Source organism: Paenarthrobacter sp. R1, from assembly GCF_030264015.1.
Taxonomy (GTDB): domain Bacteria; phylum Actinomycetota; class Actinomycetes; order Actinomycetales; family Micrococcaceae; genus Arthrobacter; species Arthrobacter ureafaciens.
This window is the reverse complement of sequence record NZ_CP127115.1, coordinates 3,940,259-3,960,339: the sequence shown is the minus strand read 5'-3', so window position 1 is coordinate 3,960,339 and position 20,081 is coordinate 3,940,259. Positions and strand designations below refer to the sequence as shown.

Sequence of the window (20,081 nt, the reverse complement as noted above, 5' to 3'; positions counted from 1 at the left end):
CCCCTGCGGTTAAAGACCCAGCTCGCGGGCGATGAGCATCAATTGAACCTCCGTGGTGCCCTCCCCGACCTCGAGGATCTTGGAGTCCCGGTAATGCCGGGCCACGGTGAATTCGTTGATGAAGCCATACCCGCCGAATACCTGGGTGGCATCCCGCGCGTTGTCCATGGCAGCCTCGCCTGCGACCATCTTAGCGATGGCCGCCTCGGTCTTGAACGGCTTCCCCGCGAGCATCCTGGCCGCTGCGTCGTAGTAGGCAAGACGTGCCGTGTGGGCCCTGGCCTGCATCCGCGCGATCTTGAATTGGATGGCCTGGTACTTGGCGATGTTCTGCCCGAAGGCACTGCGTTCCTTGGCGTATTTCACGGACAGGTCCACGCATCCCTGGGCGGCTCCTGTACCCAAAGCCGCGATCGCGATGCGGCCTTCGTCAAGGATGGAAAGGAAGTTGGCGTAGCCGCGTCCGCGCTCGCCGAGCAGGTTGGATTCGGGAACCCGGACGTTGTCCAGTGTCAACGGGTGGGTGTCCGAAGCGTTCCAGCCCACCTTGTTGTAGGCCTTTTCCGCTTTAAAGCCGGGGGTTTCCGTGGGCACCAGGATGGTGGAGATCTCCTTCTTGATACTGCCGTCCGGGCGTTCTTCCTTGCCGGTGACCGCGGTGACCGTGACCAGCCGGGTGATATCCGTGCCGGAGTTGGTGATGAACTCCTTGTTACCGTTGATCACCCATTCGCCGGCTTCCAGGTGGGCGTGGGTCTTGGTGCCCCCGGCATCGGATCCGGCTTCGCGTTCGGTCAGCCCGAACCCGGCGAGCGCCTGCCCGGAGGCAAGGGGCGGAAGCCATTGTTCCTTCTGTTCTTCGGTCCCGAACCGGTAGACGGGCATCGCACCGAGGGACACTCCGGCTTCCAAGGTGATGGCTACCGACTGGTCCACGCGGCCCAGTTGTTCCAGGGCCAGTGCGAGCGCGAAGTAGTCCCCGCCCATGCCGCCGTGCTCTTCGGGGAAAGGCAGGCCGAAGAGTCCCATCTCCCCCATCTGCTTGATGACCTCGTAGGGGAAGCTGTGTTCTTCGTCGTGCTTGGCCGAGACTGGGGCCACTACTTCATCGGCGAACTCGCGGACGGAGTCACTGAGGTCCTGGTATTCCTCGGAAAGGTCGAAAGTGCTCACGGCTGGGTTTCCTTAGTGGTTGGGACGGCACTGGTTGGGGTGGCATGGATGCTGGCGAGTACCTGGTCTGCCTTGACGAGGTCGCCTGTTGCTACGGTGAGGTGGACTGTTCCATGGACGGAGGCCACCAGTTGGTGCTCCATCTTCATGGCCTCGACGGCGAGGAGTATCTGCCCTTCGGCGACCGTTTCGCCGTCGGAAACGGCCACGGAGACCACCGTTCCGGGCATGGGCGAGCGCACCTCGGGGTCCGCGGTTCCCTCCTCCTGCTGGATTCCTGCCAGCATGCGCTTGAGCTTTTCGGCGCGGTTCAAAACCTCCAGGCGGCAGGACCAGCCGGCGTTTCCGAGGTGGATTCCCCGGTTGTCCCGGCCCAGCGCGTAGGTGAGGTTCACGCCGTCGACGTCCAGGCTGATCCGGTCGTCGGTCCGCTCCACCCCGGTCACTGTGACGGCCTGGCGCCCGACGCCGGGACCGCCGTCGAGCATTACTCTCACCTGGCCGCCGTGGTCAGCTATCGAGGCGGTGGCCACAGAGCCGTCCGGCAGCCCGAACGCGGCGGTCCAAGCCGCTGGCTGCCCTACGCGCCAGGAGTCCGGCAGCGCCCAGGCATCCCCGGCCCGCGGGAAACCGGTCCGCTCAAGCCAGAGCGCAACTCCGGCCGCCGCCACTTGCTCCGGTCCGATGTGGCGGAAGGTCATGCCCGGCAGTTTCCGCTCGATCAGTCCGGTGTCCAGGTGGCCCCCACGGACGTCGGGTTCGTTGATCAGCAGCCGCAGGTACTCCACATTGGTGTCCAGGCCGAGCAGCGTGTAGCGGCCCAACGCGGCATCCAGTTCGTCAAGGGCGGCCGCGCGGTCAGGGCCCCAGGCGATCACTTTGGCGAGCATCGGATCGTAGTCGCCCGTGATGTCGAGCCCTTGCCGCATGGCCGAATCGATCCGGACCGTTGCATCGTCCACCCGGGCTCCGGAGATCCGCCGATCCGGCAGTCCCCGCTCGGCCAGCTGCACAACCCGCCCCATGGACGGCATGAAGTTCCGTTCGGGGACCTCCGCGTAAACCCTCGCCTCTACTGCGTGCCCCTTAAGTACGACGTCGGACTGCGCCAGGGTGAGGACCTCACCTGCAGCGATCCGCACCTGCCATTCCACCAGGTCGATGCCCGTCACGAGTTCCGTCACGGGGTGTTCCACCTGCAGGCGCGTGTTCATCTCCATGAAAAAGAACTCGTCAGGATGGTCATCGGACACCAGGAATTCCACGGTGCCGGCGCCGCTGTAGTTGACTGACCGGGCCGCGTTGCAAGCGGCTTCTCCGATCCGTGCCCGTTGCGCTTCACCGTCCGGCATGGAACGGAAAAGTGCCGAGGGGGCTTCTTCGATCACCTTCTGGTGCCGGCGCTGCAAGGAACATTCGCGCTCGCCCACATGGATGACGTTCCCGTGGTTGTCTGCCAGGATCTGGACTTCGATGTGGCGGGGGGAACGGACCAGGCGTTCCAGGAAAAGGGTGTCGTCGCCAAAGGCGGCCGCTGCAACCCGCCGGGCTGCGGCCAGGGCTGCAGGAAGGTCTTCGGGCCGTTCCACCGCCTGCATGCCTTTTCCGCCGCCACCGGCCGACGGTTTGATGAGCAGGGGGAAGCCCACCGATGGTGCGGCGTCAATCAGGTCCTGGTCCGTCAGCCCGGCCTTTGCGATACCCGGCGTGCAGGGAACGCCGTAGGACATTACGTGGTTCTTGGAACGGATCTTGTCGCCCATCAGTTCGATCGCTTCGATCCCGGGCCCAATGAACACGATGCCGGCGGCATCCAGCGCCTTGGCGAACTCAACGTTTTCGGACAGGAAACCGTATCCCGGGTGCACGGCTTCGGCGCCTGTTTGGCGGCAGGCCTCAATGATCGCGTCGATCTTCAGGTAGCTCTCCGCCGGGGCCGTTCCACCGATGCCCACGGCAGCGTCTGCCATGGCCACGTGCTTGGCGTCCTTGTCCGCATCTGAGTAGACAGCCACGGCCCGGATGCCCATGTGCTGCAGCGTCCGGATGACCCTGCAGGCGATCTCTCCCCTGTTGGCTACCAGGACTGATGTGAAGGAATGCCGCTCGGCCGGCTCTGCCGGCGCATTCCGGGTTGTTGTGGGCACGGTCATGGTCACATCCTGAAAAGGCCGAAGGAAGTTTCGGGCAGCGGTTGGCGGGAAACGACGTCCAGGGCCATCCCCAGGACCCGGCGGGTGTCGGCGGGGTCGATGATGCCGTCGTCCCAGAGCCGCGCCGTTGAGTAGTAAGGGCTCCCCTGGTCCTCGTATTGCTTTTTGATGGGCGCCTTGAAGGCTTCCTCGTCTTCGGCGGACCACTCCTGGCCCGCGGCCTCCAGCTGTTCGCGTTTGACGGTGGCAAGGACACTGGAAGCCTGGTTTCCGCCCATCACGGAGATACGGGCTGCCGGCCACATCCACAGGAACCGTGGCGAGTAGGCACGGCCGCACATGGAGTAGTTGCCCGCCCCGAAGCTGCCGCCGATCACTACCGTCAATTTGGGAACCCGGGCTGTGGCAACCGCAGTGACCATCTTGGCGCCGTTCTTCGCTATGCCGCCCTGTTCATAGTCCTTGCCCACCATGAACCCGGAAAGGTTCTGCAGGAAGATCAGGGGAATTCCACGTTGGTCACACAGTTCAATGAAGTGCGCCCCTTTGAGTGAGGACTCGCTGAACAGCACTCCGTTGTTGGCCACGATGCCCACGGGGTGTCCGTACAGATGCGCAAAGCCCGTCACCAACGTTGTCCCGTAGTCCTTCTTGAACTCATGGAATTCGGAACCGTCCACGATCCTGGCAATGACTTCGCGAACGTCGTACTGCGCGTTGACGTCGGTCGGAACCACGCCGTAGATACCGGACGGTTCGACGACGGGCGGCAGGACGACGTCGAGCACGTCCCAGGCCGGCGGGGCCGGCTGTGGCAACGTCGCCACGATGTCGCGGACAATTTCCAGCGCGTGCTGGTCGTTCTCGGCCAGGTGGTCCGCTACTCCGGATACCTTGGCGTGAACGTCGCCGCCACCGAGTTCCTCCGCCGTGACGATCTCTCCGATGGCTGCCTTCACCAGCGGCGGTCCGCCAAGGAAGATGGTGCCCTGGTTCCGCACAATGACCGTCTCATCGCTCATGGCCGGGACGTAGGCGCCACCGGCCGTGCAGGAACCCATCACTGAGGCGATCTGTGGAATCTTGGCAGCCGACATGCGCGCCTGGTTGTAGAAGATCCGGCCGAAGTGCTCCTTGTCGGGGAACACCTCGTCCTGCTTGGGAAGGAAGGCGCCCCCGGAGTCCACGAGGTAGATGCACGGCAGCTTGTTCTCCAAGGCAATCTCCTGCGCCCGGAGGTGCTTCTTCACCGTCATGGGATAGTAGGTTCCGCCTTTGACGGTGGCGTCGTTGGAGATGACCAGCACATGCCGGCCATGGACCAGCCCGATGCCTGCGATGACCCCGGCTCCAGGTGAATCGTCGCTGTACATGCCGTTGGCCGCCAGCGGCGCAATCTCCAGGAACGGGCTGCCCTCGTCCAACAGGTAATCGATGCGCTCCCTGGGAAGGAGTTTTCCACGGGAAATGTGGCGCTCGCGGGACTTGGGCGGGCCGCCCAGCGCAGTGGTTGCGAGGCGCTCCTTAAGTTCATCCACCAGCTTGCGCTGGGCTTCCTCGTTGGCCGCAAAGGTGCTCGTGGCAGCCCCTGCAACGCTGGCTATCGTCTCCATCGACTACTGTCCCATTCCGGTCCGAACGGTGTCAGATCCACGTCATTTCGGTTAGTGCCTCATAACTGAAATTTAGGTTAGTCTTGATTAACTGTGATGTCCAGCACGTACAGCGGGTGGCGAGGAGGAAACTGTGACCCAGCATGCTCAAACAACCCAGCGCAGCCAGGCAACACAGCGCAGCCAGGCCAAGGAAGAGCGGCGCGTGGCGTTGCTTTCCGCCGCTGCCGGCCTCTTCGCGGAGAACGGATTCGCCAGGGTTTCCCTTGAGGACCTTGGCGCCGCCGCGGGCGTCAGCGGACCTGCCGTGTACCGGCACTTCCCCGGTAAGCAGGCCGTGTTGGGCGAGCTCCTCCTGAGCGTCAGCCGCGAGCTGCAGGACGGTGGGCTCAAGGTGGTGGCCGAGGCCGGGAATGCGCTTGCAGCCTTGGAGGGCCTGGTTGCTTTCCACGTGGACTTTGCCCTGCGGAATCCGGACGTCATCAGGGTCCAGGACCGCGACTTCGGAAGCCTCAGCGAAGCTGACCAGGCGGAGGTGCGGGCCCTCCAGCGTGGCTATGTGGAGACGTGGGTTGATGTCCTCAAGGAGGTGCATCCCGGCAGTGATCCCGCCGAGCTTCGGGTCCGCGCGCATGCCGCTTTCGGCCTGATCAACTCCACCCCGCATTCCGTCCGCCAGCATGGCAGGAAGATCGCCGTGAAGTCTGCCCGGCCGGTTCTTGAACGGATGGCACTGGCGGCCTTGACTGTTGGAACGCCGGCAGGCTGACGAACTGCCTTCCCGGGACCCGCCCTGCCTTCCCGGGACCCGTCCTGCCTTTCCTAGGACTCACAGGGCCAGCTTGAAGTATGTCCCCGCCCATGGGCCGCCCCCTAGGGTTGGAAACAGCTTTGAAACGTCACACCTGATCATCGAAGGAGAACCCCATGAAGATTGCTGTCACCGGTGGAAGCGGAAAGTTGGGCAGGAGCGTCGTGCGGAGGCTGGCAGAGGATGGCCACCAAGTGTTCAACCTCGACCGGGACGGCGAGCGGGGCCCTGGATACGTCAGCGTCGACCTGCGCAACTACGGCCAGGTGGTGGACGTGATCCTTGGGCTCGACGACCGGCACGACGGTCTGGATGCGATCGTCCACCTAGGGGCCATCCCGGCCCCCGGGCTGGCCCCCGACTCCGCGATCTTCGAGAACAACATGCTCTCCACCTACAACGTGTTCCAGTCAGCACGCCGTGCAGGCATCAAGAAGGTCGTCTACGCCTCCAGCGAGACAGTGCTTGGCCTACCCTTCGATGCGCCGCCGCCCTACATCCCGGTGGATGAGGAATACGACGCACGGCCCGAAAGCACGTATTCGCTGGTCAAGCACCTGGAAGAGCAGATGGCCATCCAACTCACCCGATGGGACCCCGAGCTCAGCATCACGGCCCTGCGTTTTTCGAATGTCATGGATCCTGAAGACTACGGCGCGTTCCCGTCCTTCGACGCTGACGCGACCCGGCGTAAGTGGAACCTTTGGGGCTACATCGACGCCCGCGACGGCGCCCAGGCCGTGGCCCGCGCCCTCGAGGTTGCCCCGCCAGGGTTCGAACGGTTCATCATCGCCGCGGCAGACACCGTCATGAGCCGGAGCAGTGCCGAACTTGCCGCGGAAGTCTTTCCCGGCGTCGACGTCGTCAAGGAACTGCAGCAGCACGAAACGATGCTGTCCATCGACAAGGCCCGGAGGCTACTGGGATTCGAACCCGAACACAGCTGGCGGGACACCCGCCAGGCAAGCTAGACCATGGTCAGCACTATCGCCGGGTCGGAAAGGATCGCACCGAGGTCGGCCAGGAACCGCGACCCCTGTTCCCCGTCCACCAGGCGGTGGTCGAAGGACAGGCTGAGCGACATCACCTGGCGGACCACCAGTTCGTCGTCCACCACCCACGGCGCTTTCCGCACAGCCCCCAACGCCACAATGGCAGCTTCGCCCGGGTTGAGGATGGGCGTCCCGGCGTCAATGCCGAAGACACCTATGTTGGTGATCGAGATCGTGCCGCCCGACAGGTCCGCCGGGGATGTCTTCCCTGCCCGGGCAGTGTCCGTCAGTTCGGACAACTGAACGGCGAGTTCTCGCAGCGGCAGCTGCTCCGCATCCTTAATGTTCGGCACCGTCAGGCCGCGTGGAGTAGCGGCCGCGATGCCGAGGTTGACGTAGTGGTACTGGACAATCTCCTGCTTTTCATCGTCCCAGTGCGTATTGAGGGTGGGGTTGTTCCGCAGAGCAATCAGCACGGCCTTTGCCGCGATAGTGAGCGGGGTCAACTTCACGCCGTCGAAAGCTTTGTTGCTCTTTAGCCGGGCCAACAACTCCATGGTGGGAGTGACATCCACGGTCAGGAACTCCGTGACGTGCGGTGCGGTGAAGGCGCTTTGCACCATGGCAGCCGCGCTGAACTTGCGTACGCCCTTGACCGGGGTCCTGGTTTCCCGGTCAAGGGCGGCCGGCGCCGTGGGGGCCTGTGCGTCCGGTGCCGATGCGCCCGCAAAGTTTTGTACATCCTCGCGGGTGATCAGCCCGTGCGGGCCGGTTCCGGTGACGCGCTCCAGATCGACGCCGAGGTCCCGGGCCAGTTTGCGGACGGGCGGCGTGGAACGCGGCCTCTCCCCGACGGCCGTTTCCTCTGCCCGGGGAGCAACCGCCGGGGCAGCAGCGCGGGCACGCCTCGCGGGCCGCCCTGAATGCTCGACGACGGCGCCGTAACCTACCAGGTTCGGCTCGCGTTTGGCGGGACCGGCCGGAGATTCGGCGTCCGTCGCCTCTGCGCCCTGGGCAGCTCCGGCGTCGTCCACTTCGAACGAGACAATCGGCTTGCCCACCTCAACCACCGTGCCGGGTTCCTCATGCAAAGCCGCTACCACTCCCGCAAACGGGGACGGAAGCTCCACCACTGCCTTGGCCGTCTCAACCTCGGCAATGACCTGGTTGAGGCTGACGGTATCCCCCACCGCCACTTTCCAGCTAAGGATCTCGGACTCAGTGAGGCCCTCGCCGAGGTCCGGAAGTTTGAATTCCTTGATCATGGTGGCGCTCATCCTTCCAGTCCACTCAACGAGTTGGGGCGGCCCAGCGCGCGATCAACGCCATCCAGGATCCGGTCCAAGTCCGGCAGATGGTGCATTTCGAGCTTGGAATAGGGGTAGGGAACGTCGAAGCCAGTGATCCGCACCGGCGCTGTTTCTAGGTAGTTGAAGCAGCGCTCCGTGATGCTGGCCGCGATCTCGGCACCCAGGCCGCCGGATTGGGCTGCCTCATGCGTGATGACCAGGCGGCCGGTCTTGCGGACCGACGCCTCGACCACGGGGTAGTCCACCGGCGCCAAGGACCGAAGATCGATGACTTCCACCGAGGTTCCCTCGTCCGCCGCGGCCTGCGCGGCATCCCTGGCCGTCTTGACCAAGGGACCGTAGGCCACCAGAGTGACGTCCGTGCCGGCGTTCACCACGGCTGCCTTGTCCATGGGAAGTGCCGATGAGAGGTCCGCGGCCTCATCCACATCGCCCTTGTCGTGATAGCGGCGCTTGGGTTCGAAGTAGAGCACGGGGTCATCCGAGGCGATGGCCTGCTGGATCATGGTGTAGGCATCCTGCGGATTGGATACGGCCACCACCCGCAGCCCGGACGTGTGGGTGAAATAGGCCTCCGGGGACTCCGAATGGTGCTCCGGAGAGCCTATACCGCCACCAAAGGGAACCCGGATGGTGATGGGCATTTTGACCCGGCCCTGCGTCCGATAGTGCATCTTGGCCACCTGGCTGACGATCTGGTCGAAAGCAGGGTAGATAAAACCGTCGAACTGGATCTCGCACACAGGGCGGTAGCCGCGGTAGGCAAGGCCGACTGCCGTGCCTACGATGCCTGACTCCGCCAGCGGGGAATCGATGACGCGGTGCCGCCCGAAGTCTTTCTGGAGTCCGTCGGTGACCCGGAAAACACCTCCGAGGGTACCGATGTCCTCGCCGATGAGAACTACCTTGGGATCGCTTTCCAATGACTTGCGGAGCCCTGCGTTGATGGCCCGGGCAAAAGTGAGCTTGGACATCAGCGGGCACCTTCCTCGACGGTGTTGAAGCTGTTCAGGTAGCGCGAATAGTGGTCCTTCTGCCGTTCAATCCAAGGATTGGGCGTGCTGTAGACGTGGTTGAACACATCCAGGGGTTGGGGATCCGGCATGGTGATGCAACTGGTCCTCAATTCGGTTCCCACGGCGTCGGCCTTCGCTTTGACCTGTGCTTCAAGTTCCTCCGTCAGCAGGCCTTTGGCATCGAGCAGCCTGCGAATGCGGAGGATGGGATCCTTCGCCGCCCAGTCTTCCAGTTCGTTGGCGTCCCGGTAACGGGTGGGGTCGTCCGCCGTCGTGTGCGGACCCATGCGGTACGTGACCGCTTCTATGAACGTCGGCCCACCGCCCTTGCGTGCCCTGTCCAGCGCCACCCGGGTGGCTGCCATGACGGCCAGGACGTCGTTGCCGTCAACCCGCATGCTGGGAATGCCGAAACCGGTGGGACGGTCCGCCAGCTGGACGTGGGACTGTACGCGCACGGGTTCGGAAATGGCCCAGTGGTTGTTCTGGCAGAAGAACACCACCGGGGCCTGGAAGCTGGCGGCGAAGACCATGGCCTCGTTGACGTCGCCTTCACTGGTAGCTCCGTCGCCGAAGTAGGCCATGACCGCGGAGCTGGCGCCGTCCAGTTGAACGCCCATCGCATAGCCGGTGGCGTGCAGGCTCTGGGACCCGATGATGATCTGGGGGGTGGCCATGTTGATCCGCTGCGGATCCCAGCTGTATAAAGCGTTGCCGCGCCAGACCTTGGCGATCTCGGACACGTGGGCGCCGCGCACATACGCCACGCCGCTCTCGCGGTAGCTGGGAAAGACGAAGTCTTCGTCACGAAGGGCCCGGCTGGAACCGATCTGCGATGCTTCCTGGCCGAGCAGGGGCGGCCACAGGGCCAGTTCACCTTGGCGTTGCAGGGCGGTGGCCTCGGCGTCGATGCGGCGGATGACAGTCATGTCCTCAAAGAGGGAACAAAGCTGTTCGTCTCCGACGTCCTTGATCCAGAGATCGAACTCGGGATGGCTTATCCGCTCCCCCTCCGGGGAGACCAGTTGCAGCATCCCGCCGCCGGTCCGTAAGGGATTGTGTCCGCTGAGTCCCGGGTCCGGAGCAGTGGTGCCTGCGTCCGTTCCCGCCTTATCCGTCAACATTGGTGATCGCGACCTTCCGGCTCGTATTCGTCGGCCCGCGCGGGACTTGTGATCCAGCCGCAGACCGGCCCCCGGGCTCCTTCGCCCGGGTTATTTGTGACCCTACTCACAAAGGGCATGGGGTACAACTACCCTGCTGGAAATTGAGCATCCTGCCATGTTTGTCCCTTCAGGCCCGTGCTAATCTTGCGCATTATGCAACCACTGGATGGCACCGATACCCGTCTCCTCTCGGCCATGGCGAAGGACCCGCGGGGAACAGTGGTCGCCCTGGCCCAAAAGCTCGGCCTCTCCAGAAACACCGTCCAGGCGCGCATGGCACAGCTTGAGAAGAAGCACGCCTTCCTGTCCTTCGAACGGCGGATCAATCCGGTCGCGCTGGGGTACCCGCTCACAGCCTTCATCAGTGTCCACGTGCAGCAGCAGAAACTGGCAACGTTGGCAAAGGACCTGGCCGATATCCCGGAAATCCTGGAAGGCTTCGGCCTGACCGGTTCGGCTGACCTGCTGTTGCGGGTGGTGGCCTTGGACGCGGAGGACCTCTTCAGGATCAACGGCAAGATCCTGGCCTGCGACGGCGTTGAGCGCACGGATACAGCGCTGGCCATGCGGGAGATGATTCCCTACCGGGTCCAGCCGCTTCTGGGAAGGCGCTCGGAAGGGTAGCAGTCACTCTTGCCCGGACTGTCAGGATGCTGTTTGATTCAAAGGAAAGCATCGGGGGCTGCCGGAAGTTCCCGGCCACAAAGGTGGCGCGGAAGCAGGCTGCTGAAAGGGGTCCGAGAGTGAGTAATCCACAAGAGCCCAACGGACAGGGCGATGTTCCACGCAATCCCGATCCGGCGGGTCCGTACCCGCCGCCGTCGGGCAACCCCGCACAGTCCGGGACGCCTCCGCAGTGGCAACAGCCGCCGTCGTACGCAGCTCCGCAGGGAAGTCCCGCGGGAGGCGCACCTAACTACGGCAGTCCAAACCCCTACCCCCAACAAGGGCAAGGGCAAGGGCAATACCCGCCCCAACCAGGCCAGTACCCGCCAGGGCAGTACGGGCAGCCGTCCACTCCTCCTGCCAAGAAGCGGAAGACGCTATGGATCGTCCTGGGCATCGTAGCCGGCGTGATCGTCCTCGCCGTGGTGGGGGTGTTGGTGCTCGTGAACGTCGTGGGCAACGCGACGTCCAAGGCGCGCGGGCTGGCCGACGAGTTCACCAAACTGGTTGTGGCCGGCGATACCGAGGAAGCCTACGACGACTACCTCCACCAGGCCCTCAAGGACGAACTGGACAAGCAGTCGTTCATTGACGGCATTGCAAGCCTGGAACTGGATAACTCCTGCAAGCCCAACTACAACTCCGTCAGCGTGAACAACAACAACGGAAACAACAAGGCCGATCTCTCCGGGACGCTGCAGTGCGACGGCAAGACGATCAACCTCCACTATGTCTTCGAGGGCACGAACGACCTCAAAATGAGCAGTATCCGCCTGCGCCCATAGCATCGGGGATCATGGAGCCATGGATCCCGTTGAGGCGCTCGATGAAATTTCCTTCTGGCTGGAACGCAGCCTCGCACCGACGTTCAAAGTGCAGGCCTTCAGGAAAGCGGCCGACGTCGTGCGGCAGCTGCCGCCCGGCGAGTTGCCGCGCCTGATCGCGTCCGGCCGGCTGACGAGCCTGAAGGGGGTTGGCAACCGCAGCGCGGAAGTCATTTCGCAGGCCATGGAAGACCGCGTTCCGGACTACTTGGCCGACCTCCGCGAGCGGGGCAGCGAACCGCTCGCCGCCGGTGGCCATGGGCTTGCTTCGGCCTTGCGCGGCGACCTGCACAGCCACAGCAACTGGTCCGACGGCGGATCGCCGATCGAAACGATGGTGGCGGCAGCCCGCACCCTGGGCCGCGAGTACCTCGCACTGACGGACCACTCCCCCAACCTCACGATTGCCAACGGCCTCAGCGCGGAACGCCTCGAGCAGCAATTGGGCATAGTGGAGGAGGTCAACGCCGGCCAGGACGGGTTCCGGCTGCTCCAGGGCATCGAAGTGGACATCCTGGAAGACGGAACCCTGGACCAGACGCCGGAAATGCTGGAACGGCTGAATGTGGTGGTGGCAAGCGTCCATTCCAAGCTGCGCTCCGATTCGAAGACCATGACACAGCGCATGCTCGGCGGCATCAGCGACCCCCACACCAACGTCCTGGGCCATTGCACCGGACGGCTGGTCCAGGGTTCGCGCGGCACCAGGCCCGAATCCGAGTTCGACGCCGCAAAGGTTTTCAAGGAATGTGCCGAATGGGGAGTAGCGGTGGAGATCAATTCCCGGCCGGAGCGCCAGGACCCGCCCGAACGGCTCATCCAGATGGCCCTTGATGCAGGGTGCTTCTTCAGCATCGACAGTGACGCCCATGCTCCCGGCCAACTGGACTTCCTGCAATACGGTGCGGAGCGGGCAGAGGCCGCCGGTGTACCCCGGGAAAGGATCGTAACAACCTGGCCGCTGGCGCAGTTGCAGGAATGGCTGGCCCTCAAGAAGTAGCGACCCTCAAAGAAGCAGTGCCCCTCCGCCCGAAGGCATGAGGGGCACTGCTTCCACAGCGTGACCGCGATGGTTTAGCGGATCAGTGGTCTACCGCTTTCTCGGCTCCGACGCCGGTCAGCGAGCGCACCTCCATTTCGGCCTGCTTGGCAGCGTCTTCACGCCGCTTGTCCAGGACTGTACCCAACCAGCCCAGGAAGAAAGCCAACGGTATGGAGACGATACCGGGGTTGCTGAGCGGGAAGAACGCGAAGTTGGCTCCCTGGATCATGGAGGTCTTGGCACCGGACACCACCGGCGAGAAGGTGATCAGCAGGATGGCTGAGGCCAGGCCGCCGTACATGCTCCACACCGCACCTTGCGTGGTGAACTTCCGCCAGAACAGGGAGTAGACAATGGTGGGCAGGTTGGCCGAGGCCGCGACCGCGAAGGCCAGTGCCACCAGGAAGGCAACGTTCTGTCCGTTGGCAAAGATCCCGCCGAGGATTGCCAGGATGCCGATGACCACTACGGTGCGCCGTGCAACCTTCACTTCCGTAGTGGCGTCGGCTTTGCCCTTGGAGATGACGTTGGCGTAGATATCGTGGGCGAACGATGCCGCCGCGGTGATGGTGAGGCCGGCAACCACCGCGAGGATGGTGGCGAAGGCGACAGCCGAGATGAAGCCCAGCAGCAGCGGCCCGCCCAGGTGGAAGGCCAGCAGCGGAGCCGCGGAGTTCACGCCGCCCGGGGCAGACTTGATGGTCTCCGCGCCCACCAGGGCTGCGGCACCATACCCCAGTACCAGGGTGAAGAGGTAGAAGAGGCCGATCAACCAGATGGACCACACCACGGACTTGCGCGCTTCCTTGGCCGTGGGAACGGTGTAGAAGCGCATCAGGACGTGCGGCAGTGCTGCCGTGCCAAGGACCAACGCCAGGCCAAGGGACATGAAGTCGAGCTTGGAGGTGTCCGACTTGCCGTATTGCAGGCCCGGGTTCAGGATTGCGGGGTTGTTGGCGGCTTCCGCTGCCGATCCCAGGAGGTTGGACAGGTTGAAGCCGTAGATGGAAAGTACCCAGGCTGTCATGACGGCCGCGCCGGCGATGAGCAGGATGGCCTTGATGATCTGCACCCAAGTGGTGCCCTTCATGCCGCCGATCAGGACGTACATGATCATGAGGGCGCCGACGACGATGATCACCAGTGCCTGGCCGCCCCAGTCGCTGATGCCCAGCAACAGCGAAATCAGGCTGCCCGCTCCCGCCATCTGGGCCAGCAGGTAGAAGAAGCAGACCGCCAGCGTCGAGAGCGCAGCGGCAATCCGGACCGGCCGCTGCCGGAGGCGGAAGGACAGGACGTCGGCCATGGTGAACTTACCGGTGTTCCGCAGCAGCTCTGCCACAAGCAGCAGGGCAACCAGCCAGGCCACGAGGAACCCGATCGAGTAAAGGAATCCGTCATAGCCGTTGATGGCGATCGCGCCGGTGATGCCGAGGAACGAGGCCGCCGAAAGGTAGTCGCCGGCGATGGCAGTTCCGTTCTGGGAGCCCGTGAAGGAACGTCCGGCGGCGTAGTAGTCAGCCGCAGTCTTGTTGTTCCTGCTGGCACGGAAGACGATCACCATGGTGACCGCAACGAAGAGGGCGAAGATGCCCATGTTCAAGAGTGTGGTGTCTTTGAGTGCAGCAACTTCCACTGCAGGGACCATGGTGTTCACTGCGCTCCCCCACGGGTCAGGCTGCCGGACTTATCAAACTCATGGCCTTCGATTTCGTTCCGGATTTCGGCGGCGATGGGGTCGAGTTTCCTGTTGGAGTAGCTGACGTACCACGCGGTGATCCCGAAAGTGGTGACGAACTGGAGCAGCCCCAGGATCAGGCCGACGTTGATGTTTCCCCACACTTTGATGGACATGAAGCCGACCGCGTAGTCGGCCAAGAGAACGTAGGCGAAGTACCACAGCAGGAACGCTGCTGCCATGGGAAAGACGAAGCTCCTGTGCCGCTTGCGCAACTTCTTGAACCGCTCCGTCTGCTGGACTTCCTGGAAGTCCACGGACGCTGTCGCGTCCTGGGGTTGGGCATCATTACCCATGGTTCCTCCTGGTTGTTGTGCCCACATCGGCTCCACACAGCCGGCCAATGTGACTGCAATCACTATTGACGGGCCGGGGCGGTCATTCCAGCACATTGCCCGCCGTCGTCGCCCAACGGTCCCTATGCTGCGCCAAACGGCAAGCGGCGGACCGGCCGTCGTCGTGCCCGCGCATTGGCTACTCTTGCTCCATGCCCGATTCCCCGCTTTTCACAGCAGCCGCGATCGCCGTGATCGTCCTGGCGGTGGCCGTCGTCGTGGGTGTCGGCCTGAAAGTGGTGCGCTCCTTCCGGGACCTCGGCACGGACGCCGAGCAGGCAACCTACAAGACGCTGCACGCCGCATCGCGGGCGGGACAGCACCTTCGCGGCGGTCTGGAACCCGCCGGGGCGGGGAAGGCCAGCAAGCAGTTGCGGGCGCTCCTTGGCTGCGAGGCCTTGGCGATCACGGACACTGAAGCAGTGGTGGCGTGGGACGGAACGGCCGAGGACACCAGGCCGGCGCTCATGGGCATTGTCCGCGGGGTGCTGGAAAGCGGACGCACCGCGGTGGTTCCCCACGCGACAGGCCAACCGGGCAGTTTCAGTGCCGTCATCGCCCCCATCCGCGCCGGTTCCAAGGTGGTGGGGACAGTTGCGGCCCTGGCGCCGTCGGCGGGCGCCGGGTTGGTCCGGGCCACCAGCGAAGTGGCCGATTGGATCGGCGCCCAGCTGGAACTCGCTGAGCTCGAGGCATCCCGGACCCTCCTGATGGAGGCCGAAGTCCGCGCCCTCAGGGCCCAGATCAGCCCGCACTTCATCTACAACTCCTTGAACGCCATCGCCTCCTTCATCAACACGGACCCCGCCCGGGCACGTGAACTGGTAGTGGAGTTTGCCGACTTCACCAGGTATTCCTTCCGGCGCCACGGCGACTTCACCACGCTCGCCGAGGAACTTCGCTGCATTGACCGCTACCTCCTGCTGGAACGGGCCCGGTTTGGCGAGCGTGTCCAGGTCAGCCTGCGGATCGCGCCGGAGGTGCTGAGTACTGTCATCCCGTTCCTCAGCCTCCAGCCGCTGGTTGAGAACGCGGTCCGTCACGGTCTCGAGGCGAAGGAAGGGCCCGGACACATCACCATTTGTGCCAATGATTCCGGCGCGTTTGCGGAGGTCACCATCGAGGACGACGGCGTGGGGATGGACCCGGAGCACCTGCGGCAAGTGCTCGCCGGGCACAGCGACGGCGACCACGTCGGCCTTCGCAACGTGGATGCACGGCTTCGGCAGGTCTACGGCGACGAGCACGGCCTGGTGATCGACACAGCCCCCGGTGAAGGCACCCTGATCACCATGCGCGTGCCCAAGTCCCAACCTCGCCACGACGCATAAGGCTAATCTGGAAGCATGATCAACGTGCTCGTCGCCGATGACGAACTGCCCGCAGTTGAGGAGCTCGCCTTCCTGCTGGGGCGGGACGGCCGCATTGGCACAATCCACCGCGCTTCCTCCGGCGGTGAGGCGCTGCGGACCCTGGAAACCGAGTCCGTAGATGCTGTTTTCCTCGACATTCACATGCCGGCCTTGTCCGGTTTGGACATCGCAAGGGCCATCTCCCGCAGCAGCAACCCTCCCGCCGTCGTCTTTGTAACGGCCGACGAGGACTGCGCTTTGGAGGCGTTCGACCTTGCCGCCGTCGATTATCTGCTGAAGCCGCTCCGGGCCGAACGGCTGGCCAGGTCCGTGGACCGGATCAGCGAGCTCATCAAGGACGGCGCCCCGGCGCCGGAGATGATCACCGTTGACCTCGGCGGCACCACCCGCATGATCCGCCGCGACGACGTCAGCTACGTCCAGGCCCAGGGCGACTATGCCCGGCTGCACACCGCCGAAGCGAGCTACCTCATCCGCGTTCCCCTCAGCGACCTTGAACAGCAGTGGGCGGAGGCGGGCTTCATCCGGATCCACCGCAGCTACCTGATTGCGCTCAACCACGTGGGACACCTTAAACTTTCGGCTTCGTCCCCCAGCGTCACCGTGGCCGGTGCCGAGCTGCCCATCAGCCGCCGCCACCTTCCCTCCGTCCGGGACCGGCTGGAAGCCACCCGTCCCCGGCCGCAAGGATGACGCGGGTCCGTGTCACCGCGCCGCGCCATTCGGTACCGGTACCCCGGGGCCGGCTTGCGTACGGTGACGTCAGCGAAGAGTCCGACGCCGGCAGGGTCTTTATCCGTTCACTCATCCGCTCGCAATTGCGCCTGGCGCTGGTGGTAGCCTGCGGTTTTCTGCTGATCCTCGCCGCTTTCGCGGCCTTCCTGGTGTTTGGACCCGGGGTTGCGGAGACAACTGTGCTGGGGATCCGTCTGGACTGGCTTCTGCTGGGCGTTGGGGTGTATCCGGTCATAGGGCTCAGCGCGTGGGTCTTCACCCGCGCGGCGGCCCGCAACGAGGCCCGCTACCGTGATTTGACGGAGGAGCGGTGAACCCGGCGGTCGGTCTGTTCGCTTTCGTCGCGGTCTCCCTCGCGACGGCGGCCATCGGTTTCTACGGCCTCCGCATTTCGCGGACCACCGGGGATTTCTACGTCGCGTCCCGGACCGTCCGGCCATGGTGGAACGCCTCGGCCATCGGGGGCGAATACCTGTCGGCCGCCAGCTTCCTGGGGGTTGCCGGCCTCATCCTCCTGTCCGGTACTGACGCCCTGTGGTTCCCGGTTGGATACACGGCGGGCTACCTGATGCTGCTGTTATTCGTCGCGGCTCCCCTGCGCCGGTCCGGGGCCTACACGATTCCCGACTTCACCGAAGCCCGCCTGGACTCCAAGATGGTCCGGCGCGTCACGAGCCTGGTGGTAGTCGCCGTGGGGTGGCTGTACATCGTGCCGCAACTCCACGGTGCGGCACTCACCATCCGCATCACAACGGGCCTGCCGTCGTGGATAGGCTCGACGGCGGTGGTGCTGGTTGTGTGCCTGACGGTTGTGGCAGGCGGGATGCGTTCAATCACGTTTGTCCAGGCTTTCCAGTACTGGCTCAAACTCACGGCCCTGGCTGTTCCGGTGGTCTTTATCCTCCTGGCCGTGACGGGCAATGACACGGCTCCCGTGGCGGCGCTTCCCATCAACCCTACGGAAACGGCCACCGCCGGCGTCTACCACAACGTGTCCTTGCTGGTTGCCCTGCTGTTCGGGACGCTGGGCCTGCCCCACGTGCTCGTCCGGTTCTACACCAATCCCGATGGGCAATCCGCCCGGCGTACAACATTGATTGTGCTGGGCCTGTTATCGGTCTTCTACCTCTTCCCTACCCTGGCAGGTGCCCTCGGGCGGATCTACGCTCCGGAGCTGGCTCGAACCGGCCAGGCCGACGCCTTGGTATTGCTGCTTCCGGGCAAGCTTGTGGGTGGCCCGGCCGGCGACCTTCTCTCCGCGCTCGTCGTGGCAGGCGCGTTTGCGGCTTTCCTGTCCACCACGTCCGGGTTGGTGGTTTCGCTGTCGGGCGTCATCAGCCAGGACCTCTTCGGAGGCAGCGTCCGCGGCTTCCGGCTCGCGGCGCTGTTGGCCGCCGTCGTCCCCTTGGGTTTTGCCTTGACCACCGATTCCCTGGCGTTGGCAGGCAGCGTCGGTTTGGTCTTTGCCTTCACGGCATCCACCATCTGCCCGGTGCTGCTCCTGGGCATCTGGTGGCGGGGCTTGACGGACGCGGGCGCCATCGCAGGAATGGTCACGGGTGGCGTGTTGTGCGGCGGTGCGATGGTGGCTGGCACTGTCCTGGGCGCAAGTGCAGCCCCCTTCTGGTTGGCCCAGCCTGCAGCCTGGACGGTTCCGGCAGCGTTCGCCGTGACCGTTGGCGTGTCCGTGGCCACCAAAGGACGGGTACCTGCCTCGGTGAACCGCGTGATGTCCAGGCTGCACGTACCGGAACGGCCGGTAGTCACCGAACGCCAACTGCCCTGACCGGTTGTCCGCAGCTCCTGCGGGGTGGACAATGGCGCCATGTCCCACGAAGCGGGCCCTGCGGACATCCAGCCACCAGCTGATCCGGCAGCCGCCCCCGGTGTCCGGGCCCAGTTGCTGGCCACTGAGCATTGGAGCCTGCTCGCTTCACGAAGTACCACCCAGGGCGAGGTCCTCACCCGGATCAGCATGTTCCTGACGTTTACCTCGGCGAGCCTGCTCAGCGTGGCCTTGGTGGGCAACGCAACGCAGTTCTCGGATGCGTTCCGGGCTTTCGCGTTGACCATCCTCAGCATCGACGTGCTGGTAGGCCTGCTGACCCACGTCCGCGTCATGAGCGTCGGCATGGAAGACCTCATGTACGTCATAGCCATGAACAGGCTGAGGGCTGCCTACGTTGACCTGGATCCCGGTGTTGCCCCCTACCTCATGGCCGGCTTCACCGATGACGAGGAAGGCGCTAAACGGACGTATTACTTTTTCGGCGGTCGGCGGGACTTCAGCCAGGTGGCAGGCAGCAGCATGGTGTTCATGGGCACGGTCAACGCCGCACTGATCGGCCTGCTGGTGGGGTCGGCTTTGTTGGTGGCCGGGTTGGCAGCACCATTCGCCGTGGGCGCAGGAGTGATGGCCGGGCTGGCCTTCCTGGTGACGTCCTTGTTCCGCGGTAAACGCCGCTACGACGGCGTCTGGCGGAAGCTCACATCGATCTCCCCTGCCGGGGGCGGCCCTACCGGGGACAGCCGGAAGACCCCCTAATCGATGGCGGCCATCAACTCCACAACGCGGTCCAGGAAGACGTCCACCTGTGCTTCGTCGTAGCCTTCATCGCCCTTCGCCGCCCGGAAGACAGCCCTCCGGACCGTATCTACGCTGAGCGGCTGATCGTTTTCGAGGTAGTCGATCAACTGGACGCACAGTGCGTCTACGTCCTGGACGTTGTAGCTGCGGGTCCGCTTCCTGGCCGGCCGGCGGAACCGCTCGCCGTCGGGACGGTGAAGCCGGCCACGCAAAATGCCGGAGAGCTTACCGATCTGCCGAAGCCAGGCTTCCTCGCCCTGCTGGTTGATCAGGTCATCCCGCTCGCGGCGCGCAAAGGCATCCTCCAGCCTGTCCAAGGCGGCATCGACGCTTTGGGCGTCATACCCGCCCTTGACGGGATCGAAGGCCACATCCCTGACGTCGGCACTGGCCACGGGGTCGGCCGTGTTGCCCGGGTTCTCGAACGAGTTCCGTGCACGGCTGAGGAACGCGTCTACTTGCTTGGCGTTGTAGCCGTACTTGTTGCGCTCCACGCGCTCGAACGTTGCCGGGATCTGGCGTCGTATATCCAATGCCATCAACTATC

General features: G+C 64.3%; 19 protein-coding genes. 10 read left to right on the top strand and 9 right to left on the bottom strand.

Going from position 1 to position 20,081, the window contains the following annotated elements:
• Positions 1-9 precede the first annotated feature (9 nt).
• The 3 genes from QN084_RS18880 to QN084_RS18870 are packed head-to-tail and all read right to left on the bottom strand — an operon-like array spanning position 10 to position 4,939.
• Entirely contained in the window at positions 10-1,173 is a 1,164-nt protein-coding gene (locus tag QN084_RS18880) for an acyl-CoA dehydrogenase family protein (RefSeq protein WP_021472597.1), read from the bottom strand.
• Positions 1,170-3,326, bottom strand: coding sequence for an acetyl/propionyl/methylcrotonyl-CoA carboxylase subunit alpha (locus tag QN084_RS18875; protein WP_021472596.1), 2,157 nt, complete (start codon positions 3,324-3,326; stop codon positions 1,170-1,172). The genes QN084_RS18880 and QN084_RS18875 overlap by 4 nt, the downstream gene beginning before the upstream one ends.
• 2 nt (positions 3,327-3,328) lie before the next feature.
• Entirely contained in the window at positions 3,329-4,939 is a 1,611-nt protein-coding gene (locus QN084_RS18870; protein ID WP_069694492.1) for a carboxyl transferase domain-containing protein, read from the bottom strand.
• Positions 4,940-5,072: 133 nt separating this feature from the next.
• Here QN084_RS18870 and QN084_RS18865 point away from each other — a divergent pair, with 133 nt between their 5' ends.
• Together QN084_RS18865 and QN084_RS18860 are read left to right on the top strand one after the other, a co-directional pair.
• Positions 5,073-5,708, top strand: coding sequence for an SACE_7040 family transcriptional regulator (locus tag QN084_RS18865; protein WP_021472594.1), 636 nt, complete (start codon positions 5,073-5,075; stop codon positions 5,706-5,708).
• Positions 5,709-5,866: 158 nt separating this feature from the next.
• Positions 5,867-6,721, top strand: a complete 855-nt coding sequence (locus QN084_RS18860) for an NAD-dependent epimerase/dehydratase family protein (RefSeq protein ID WP_021472593.1) — start codon at positions 5,867-5,869, stop codon at positions 6,719-6,721.
• Here QN084_RS18860 and QN084_RS18855 read toward each other — a convergent pair.
• From QN084_RS18855 to pdhA, 3 genes are read right to left on the bottom strand one after another with little or no spacing between them, the layout of a single operon-like run.
• Positions 6,718-8,019 (bottom strand): dihydrolipoamide acetyltransferase family protein, encoded by a 1,302-nt coding sequence (locus QN084_RS18855; protein WP_069694491.1) that lies wholly within the window; start codon positions 8,017-8,019, stop codon positions 6,718-6,720. The genes QN084_RS18860 and QN084_RS18855 overlap by 4 nt on opposite strands.
• Positions 8,016-9,026, bottom strand: a complete 1,011-nt coding sequence (locus QN084_RS18850) for an alpha-ketoacid dehydrogenase subunit beta (RefSeq protein WP_021472591.1) — start codon at positions 9,024-9,026, stop codon at positions 8,016-8,018. Before QN084_RS18850 ends, QN084_RS18855 begins: the two co-directional genes overlap by 4 nt.
• On the bottom strand, positions 9,026-10,192 hold the full coding sequence (gene pdhA / locus QN084_RS18845; RefSeq protein WP_069694490.1) for a pyruvate dehydrogenase (acetyl-transferring) E1 component subunit alpha: 1,167 nt from the start codon (positions 10,190-10,192) through the stop codon (positions 9,026-9,028). Before pdhA ends, QN084_RS18850 begins: the two co-directional genes overlap by 1 nt.
• 195 nt (positions 10,193-10,387) lie before the next feature.
• Between pdhA and QN084_RS18840 the strand changes: the two genes are divergently transcribed.
• The 3 genes from QN084_RS18840 (at position 10,388) to QN084_RS18830 (ending at position 12,724) form a co-directional block, all read left to right on the top strand.
• Positions 10,388-10,858: an Lrp/AsnC family transcriptional regulator gene (locus QN084_RS18840; RefSeq protein WP_031216615.1), complete on the top strand. Its 471-nt coding sequence runs from the start codon at positions 10,388-10,390 to the stop codon at positions 10,856-10,858.
• Positions 10,859-10,977: 119 nt separating this feature from the next.
• Positions 10,978-11,685 (top strand): hypothetical protein, encoded by a 708-nt coding sequence (locus tag QN084_RS18835; RefSeq protein ID WP_225740047.1) that lies wholly within the window; start codon positions 10,978-10,980, stop codon positions 11,683-11,685.
• Between the two features lie 19 nt (positions 11,686-11,704).
• The gene (locus QN084_RS18830) at positions 11,705-12,724 is read left to right on the top strand and encodes a PHP domain-containing protein (protein WP_069694489.1); all 1,020 of its coding nucleotides are present in this window, start codon (positions 11,705-11,707) and stop codon (positions 12,722-12,724) included.
• 82 nt (positions 12,725-12,806) lie between these two features.
• Here the strand turns inward: QN084_RS18830 and QN084_RS18825 are convergent, their stop codons facing one another.
• Both QN084_RS18825 and QN084_RS18820 read right to left on the bottom strand, forming a co-directional pair.
• A complete protein-coding gene (locus tag QN084_RS18825; protein WP_031216614.1) occupies positions 12,807-14,414 on the bottom strand; it encodes a monocarboxylic acid transporter in 1,608 nt (535 codons plus the stop codon).
• Positions 14,415-14,419: 5 nt separating this feature from the next.
• Positions 14,420-14,800 (bottom strand): DUF485 domain-containing protein, encoded by a 381-nt coding sequence (locus QN084_RS18820; RefSeq protein WP_021472585.1) that lies wholly within the window; start codon positions 14,798-14,800, stop codon positions 14,420-14,422.
• Positions 14,801-14,991: 191 nt separating this feature from the next.
• On the opposite strand from QN084_RS18820, the gene QN084_RS18815 reads away from it, so the two are divergent.
• The 5 genes from QN084_RS18815 to QN084_RS18795 are packed head-to-tail and all read left to right on the top strand — an operon-like array spanning position 14,992 to position 19,492.
• Entirely contained in the window at positions 14,992-16,170 is a 1,179-nt protein-coding gene (locus QN084_RS18815) for a histidine kinase (RefSeq protein ID WP_069694488.1), read from the top strand.
• A 15-nt stretch (positions 16,171-16,185) separates the two neighbouring features.
• Positions 16,186-16,905, top strand: a complete 720-nt coding sequence (locus QN084_RS18810; RefSeq protein WP_021472583.1) for a LytR/AlgR family response regulator transcription factor — start codon at positions 16,186-16,188, stop codon at positions 16,903-16,905.
• Positions 16,902-17,261 carry a hypothetical protein gene (locus tag QN084_RS18805; protein WP_069694487.1) on the top strand — a complete coding sequence of 120 codons (360 nt, stop codon included), beginning with the start codon at positions 16,902-16,904 and terminating at the stop codon, positions 17,259-17,261. The genes QN084_RS18810 and QN084_RS18805 overlap by 4 nt, the downstream gene beginning before the upstream one ends.
• Positions 17,258-18,733, top strand: coding sequence for a sodium/solute symporter (locus tag QN084_RS18800; RefSeq protein ID WP_021472581.1), 1,476 nt, complete (start codon positions 17,258-17,260; stop codon positions 18,731-18,733). Before QN084_RS18805 ends, QN084_RS18800 begins: the two co-directional genes overlap by 4 nt.
• A gap of 39 nt (positions 18,734-18,772) precedes the next feature.
• Positions 18,773-19,492, top strand: a complete 720-nt coding sequence (locus QN084_RS18795; RefSeq protein ID WP_062095917.1) for a hypothetical protein — start codon at positions 18,773-18,775, stop codon at positions 19,490-19,492.
• Here QN084_RS18795 and QN084_RS18790 read toward each other — a convergent pair.
• Positions 19,489-20,073 carry a DivIVA domain-containing protein gene (locus QN084_RS18790; RefSeq protein ID WP_021472579.1) on the bottom strand — a complete coding sequence of 195 codons (585 nt, stop codon included), beginning with the start codon at positions 20,071-20,073 and terminating at the stop codon, positions 19,489-19,491. The genes QN084_RS18795 and QN084_RS18790 overlap by 4 nt on opposite strands.
• Positions 20,074-20,081: the final 8 nt, after the last annotated feature.

Coding starts and splice junctions, on each gene's coding strand:
- QN084_RS18875 (WP_021472596.1), bottom strand. CDS start 3,326: ATGACCGTGCCCACAACAACCCGGAATGCGCCGGCAGAGCCGGCCGAG.
- QN084_RS18870 (WP_069694492.1), bottom strand. CDS start 4,939: ATGGAGACGATAGCCAGCGTTGCAGGGGCTGCCACGAGCACCTTTGCG.
- QN084_RS18860 (WP_021472593.1), top strand. CDS start 5,867: ATGAAGATTGCTGTCACCGGTGGAAGCGGAAAGTTGGGCAGGAGCGTC.
- QN084_RS18855 (WP_069694491.1), bottom strand. CDS start 8,019: ATGAGCGCCACCATGATCAAGGAATTCAAACTTCCGGACCTCGGCGAG.
- QN084_RS18850 (WP_021472591.1), bottom strand. CDS start 9,026: ATGTCCAAGCTCACTTTTGCCCGGGCCATCAACGCAGGGCTCCGCAAG.
- pdhA (WP_069694490.1), bottom strand. CDS start 10,192: ATGTTGACGGATAAGGCGGGAACGGACGCAGGCACCACTGCTCCGGAC.
- QN084_RS18840 (WP_031216615.1), top strand. CDS start 10,388: ATGCAACCACTGGATGGCACCGATACCCGTCTCCTCTCGGCCATGGCG.
- QN084_RS18830 (WP_069694489.1), top strand. CDS start 11,705: ATGGATCCCGTTGAGGCGCTCGATGAAATTTCCTTCTGGCTGGAACGC.
- QN084_RS18825 (WP_031216614.1), bottom strand. CDS start 14,414: ATGGTCCCTGCAGTGGAAGTTGCTGCACTCAAAGACACCACACTCTTG.
- QN084_RS18820 (WP_021472585.1), bottom strand. CDS start 14,800: ATGGGTAATGATGCCCAACCCCAGGACGCGACAGCGTCCGTGGACTTC.
- QN084_RS18815 (WP_069694488.1), top strand. CDS start 14,992: ATGCCCGATTCCCCGCTTTTCACAGCAGCCGCGATCGCCGTGATCGTC.
- QN084_RS18810 (WP_021472583.1), top strand. CDS start 16,186: ATGATCAACGTGCTCGTCGCCGATGACGAACTGCCCGCAGTTGAGGAG.
- QN084_RS18805 (WP_069694487.1), top strand. CDS start 16,902: ATGACGCGGGTCCGTGTCACCGCGCCGCGCCATTCGGTACCGGTACCC.
- QN084_RS18795 (WP_062095917.1), top strand. CDS start 18,773: ATGTCCCACGAAGCGGGCCCTGCGGACATCCAGCCACCAGCTGATCCG.
- QN084_RS18790 (WP_021472579.1), bottom strand. CDS start 20,073: ATGGCATTGGATATACGACGCCAGATCCCGGCAACGTTCGAGCGCGTG.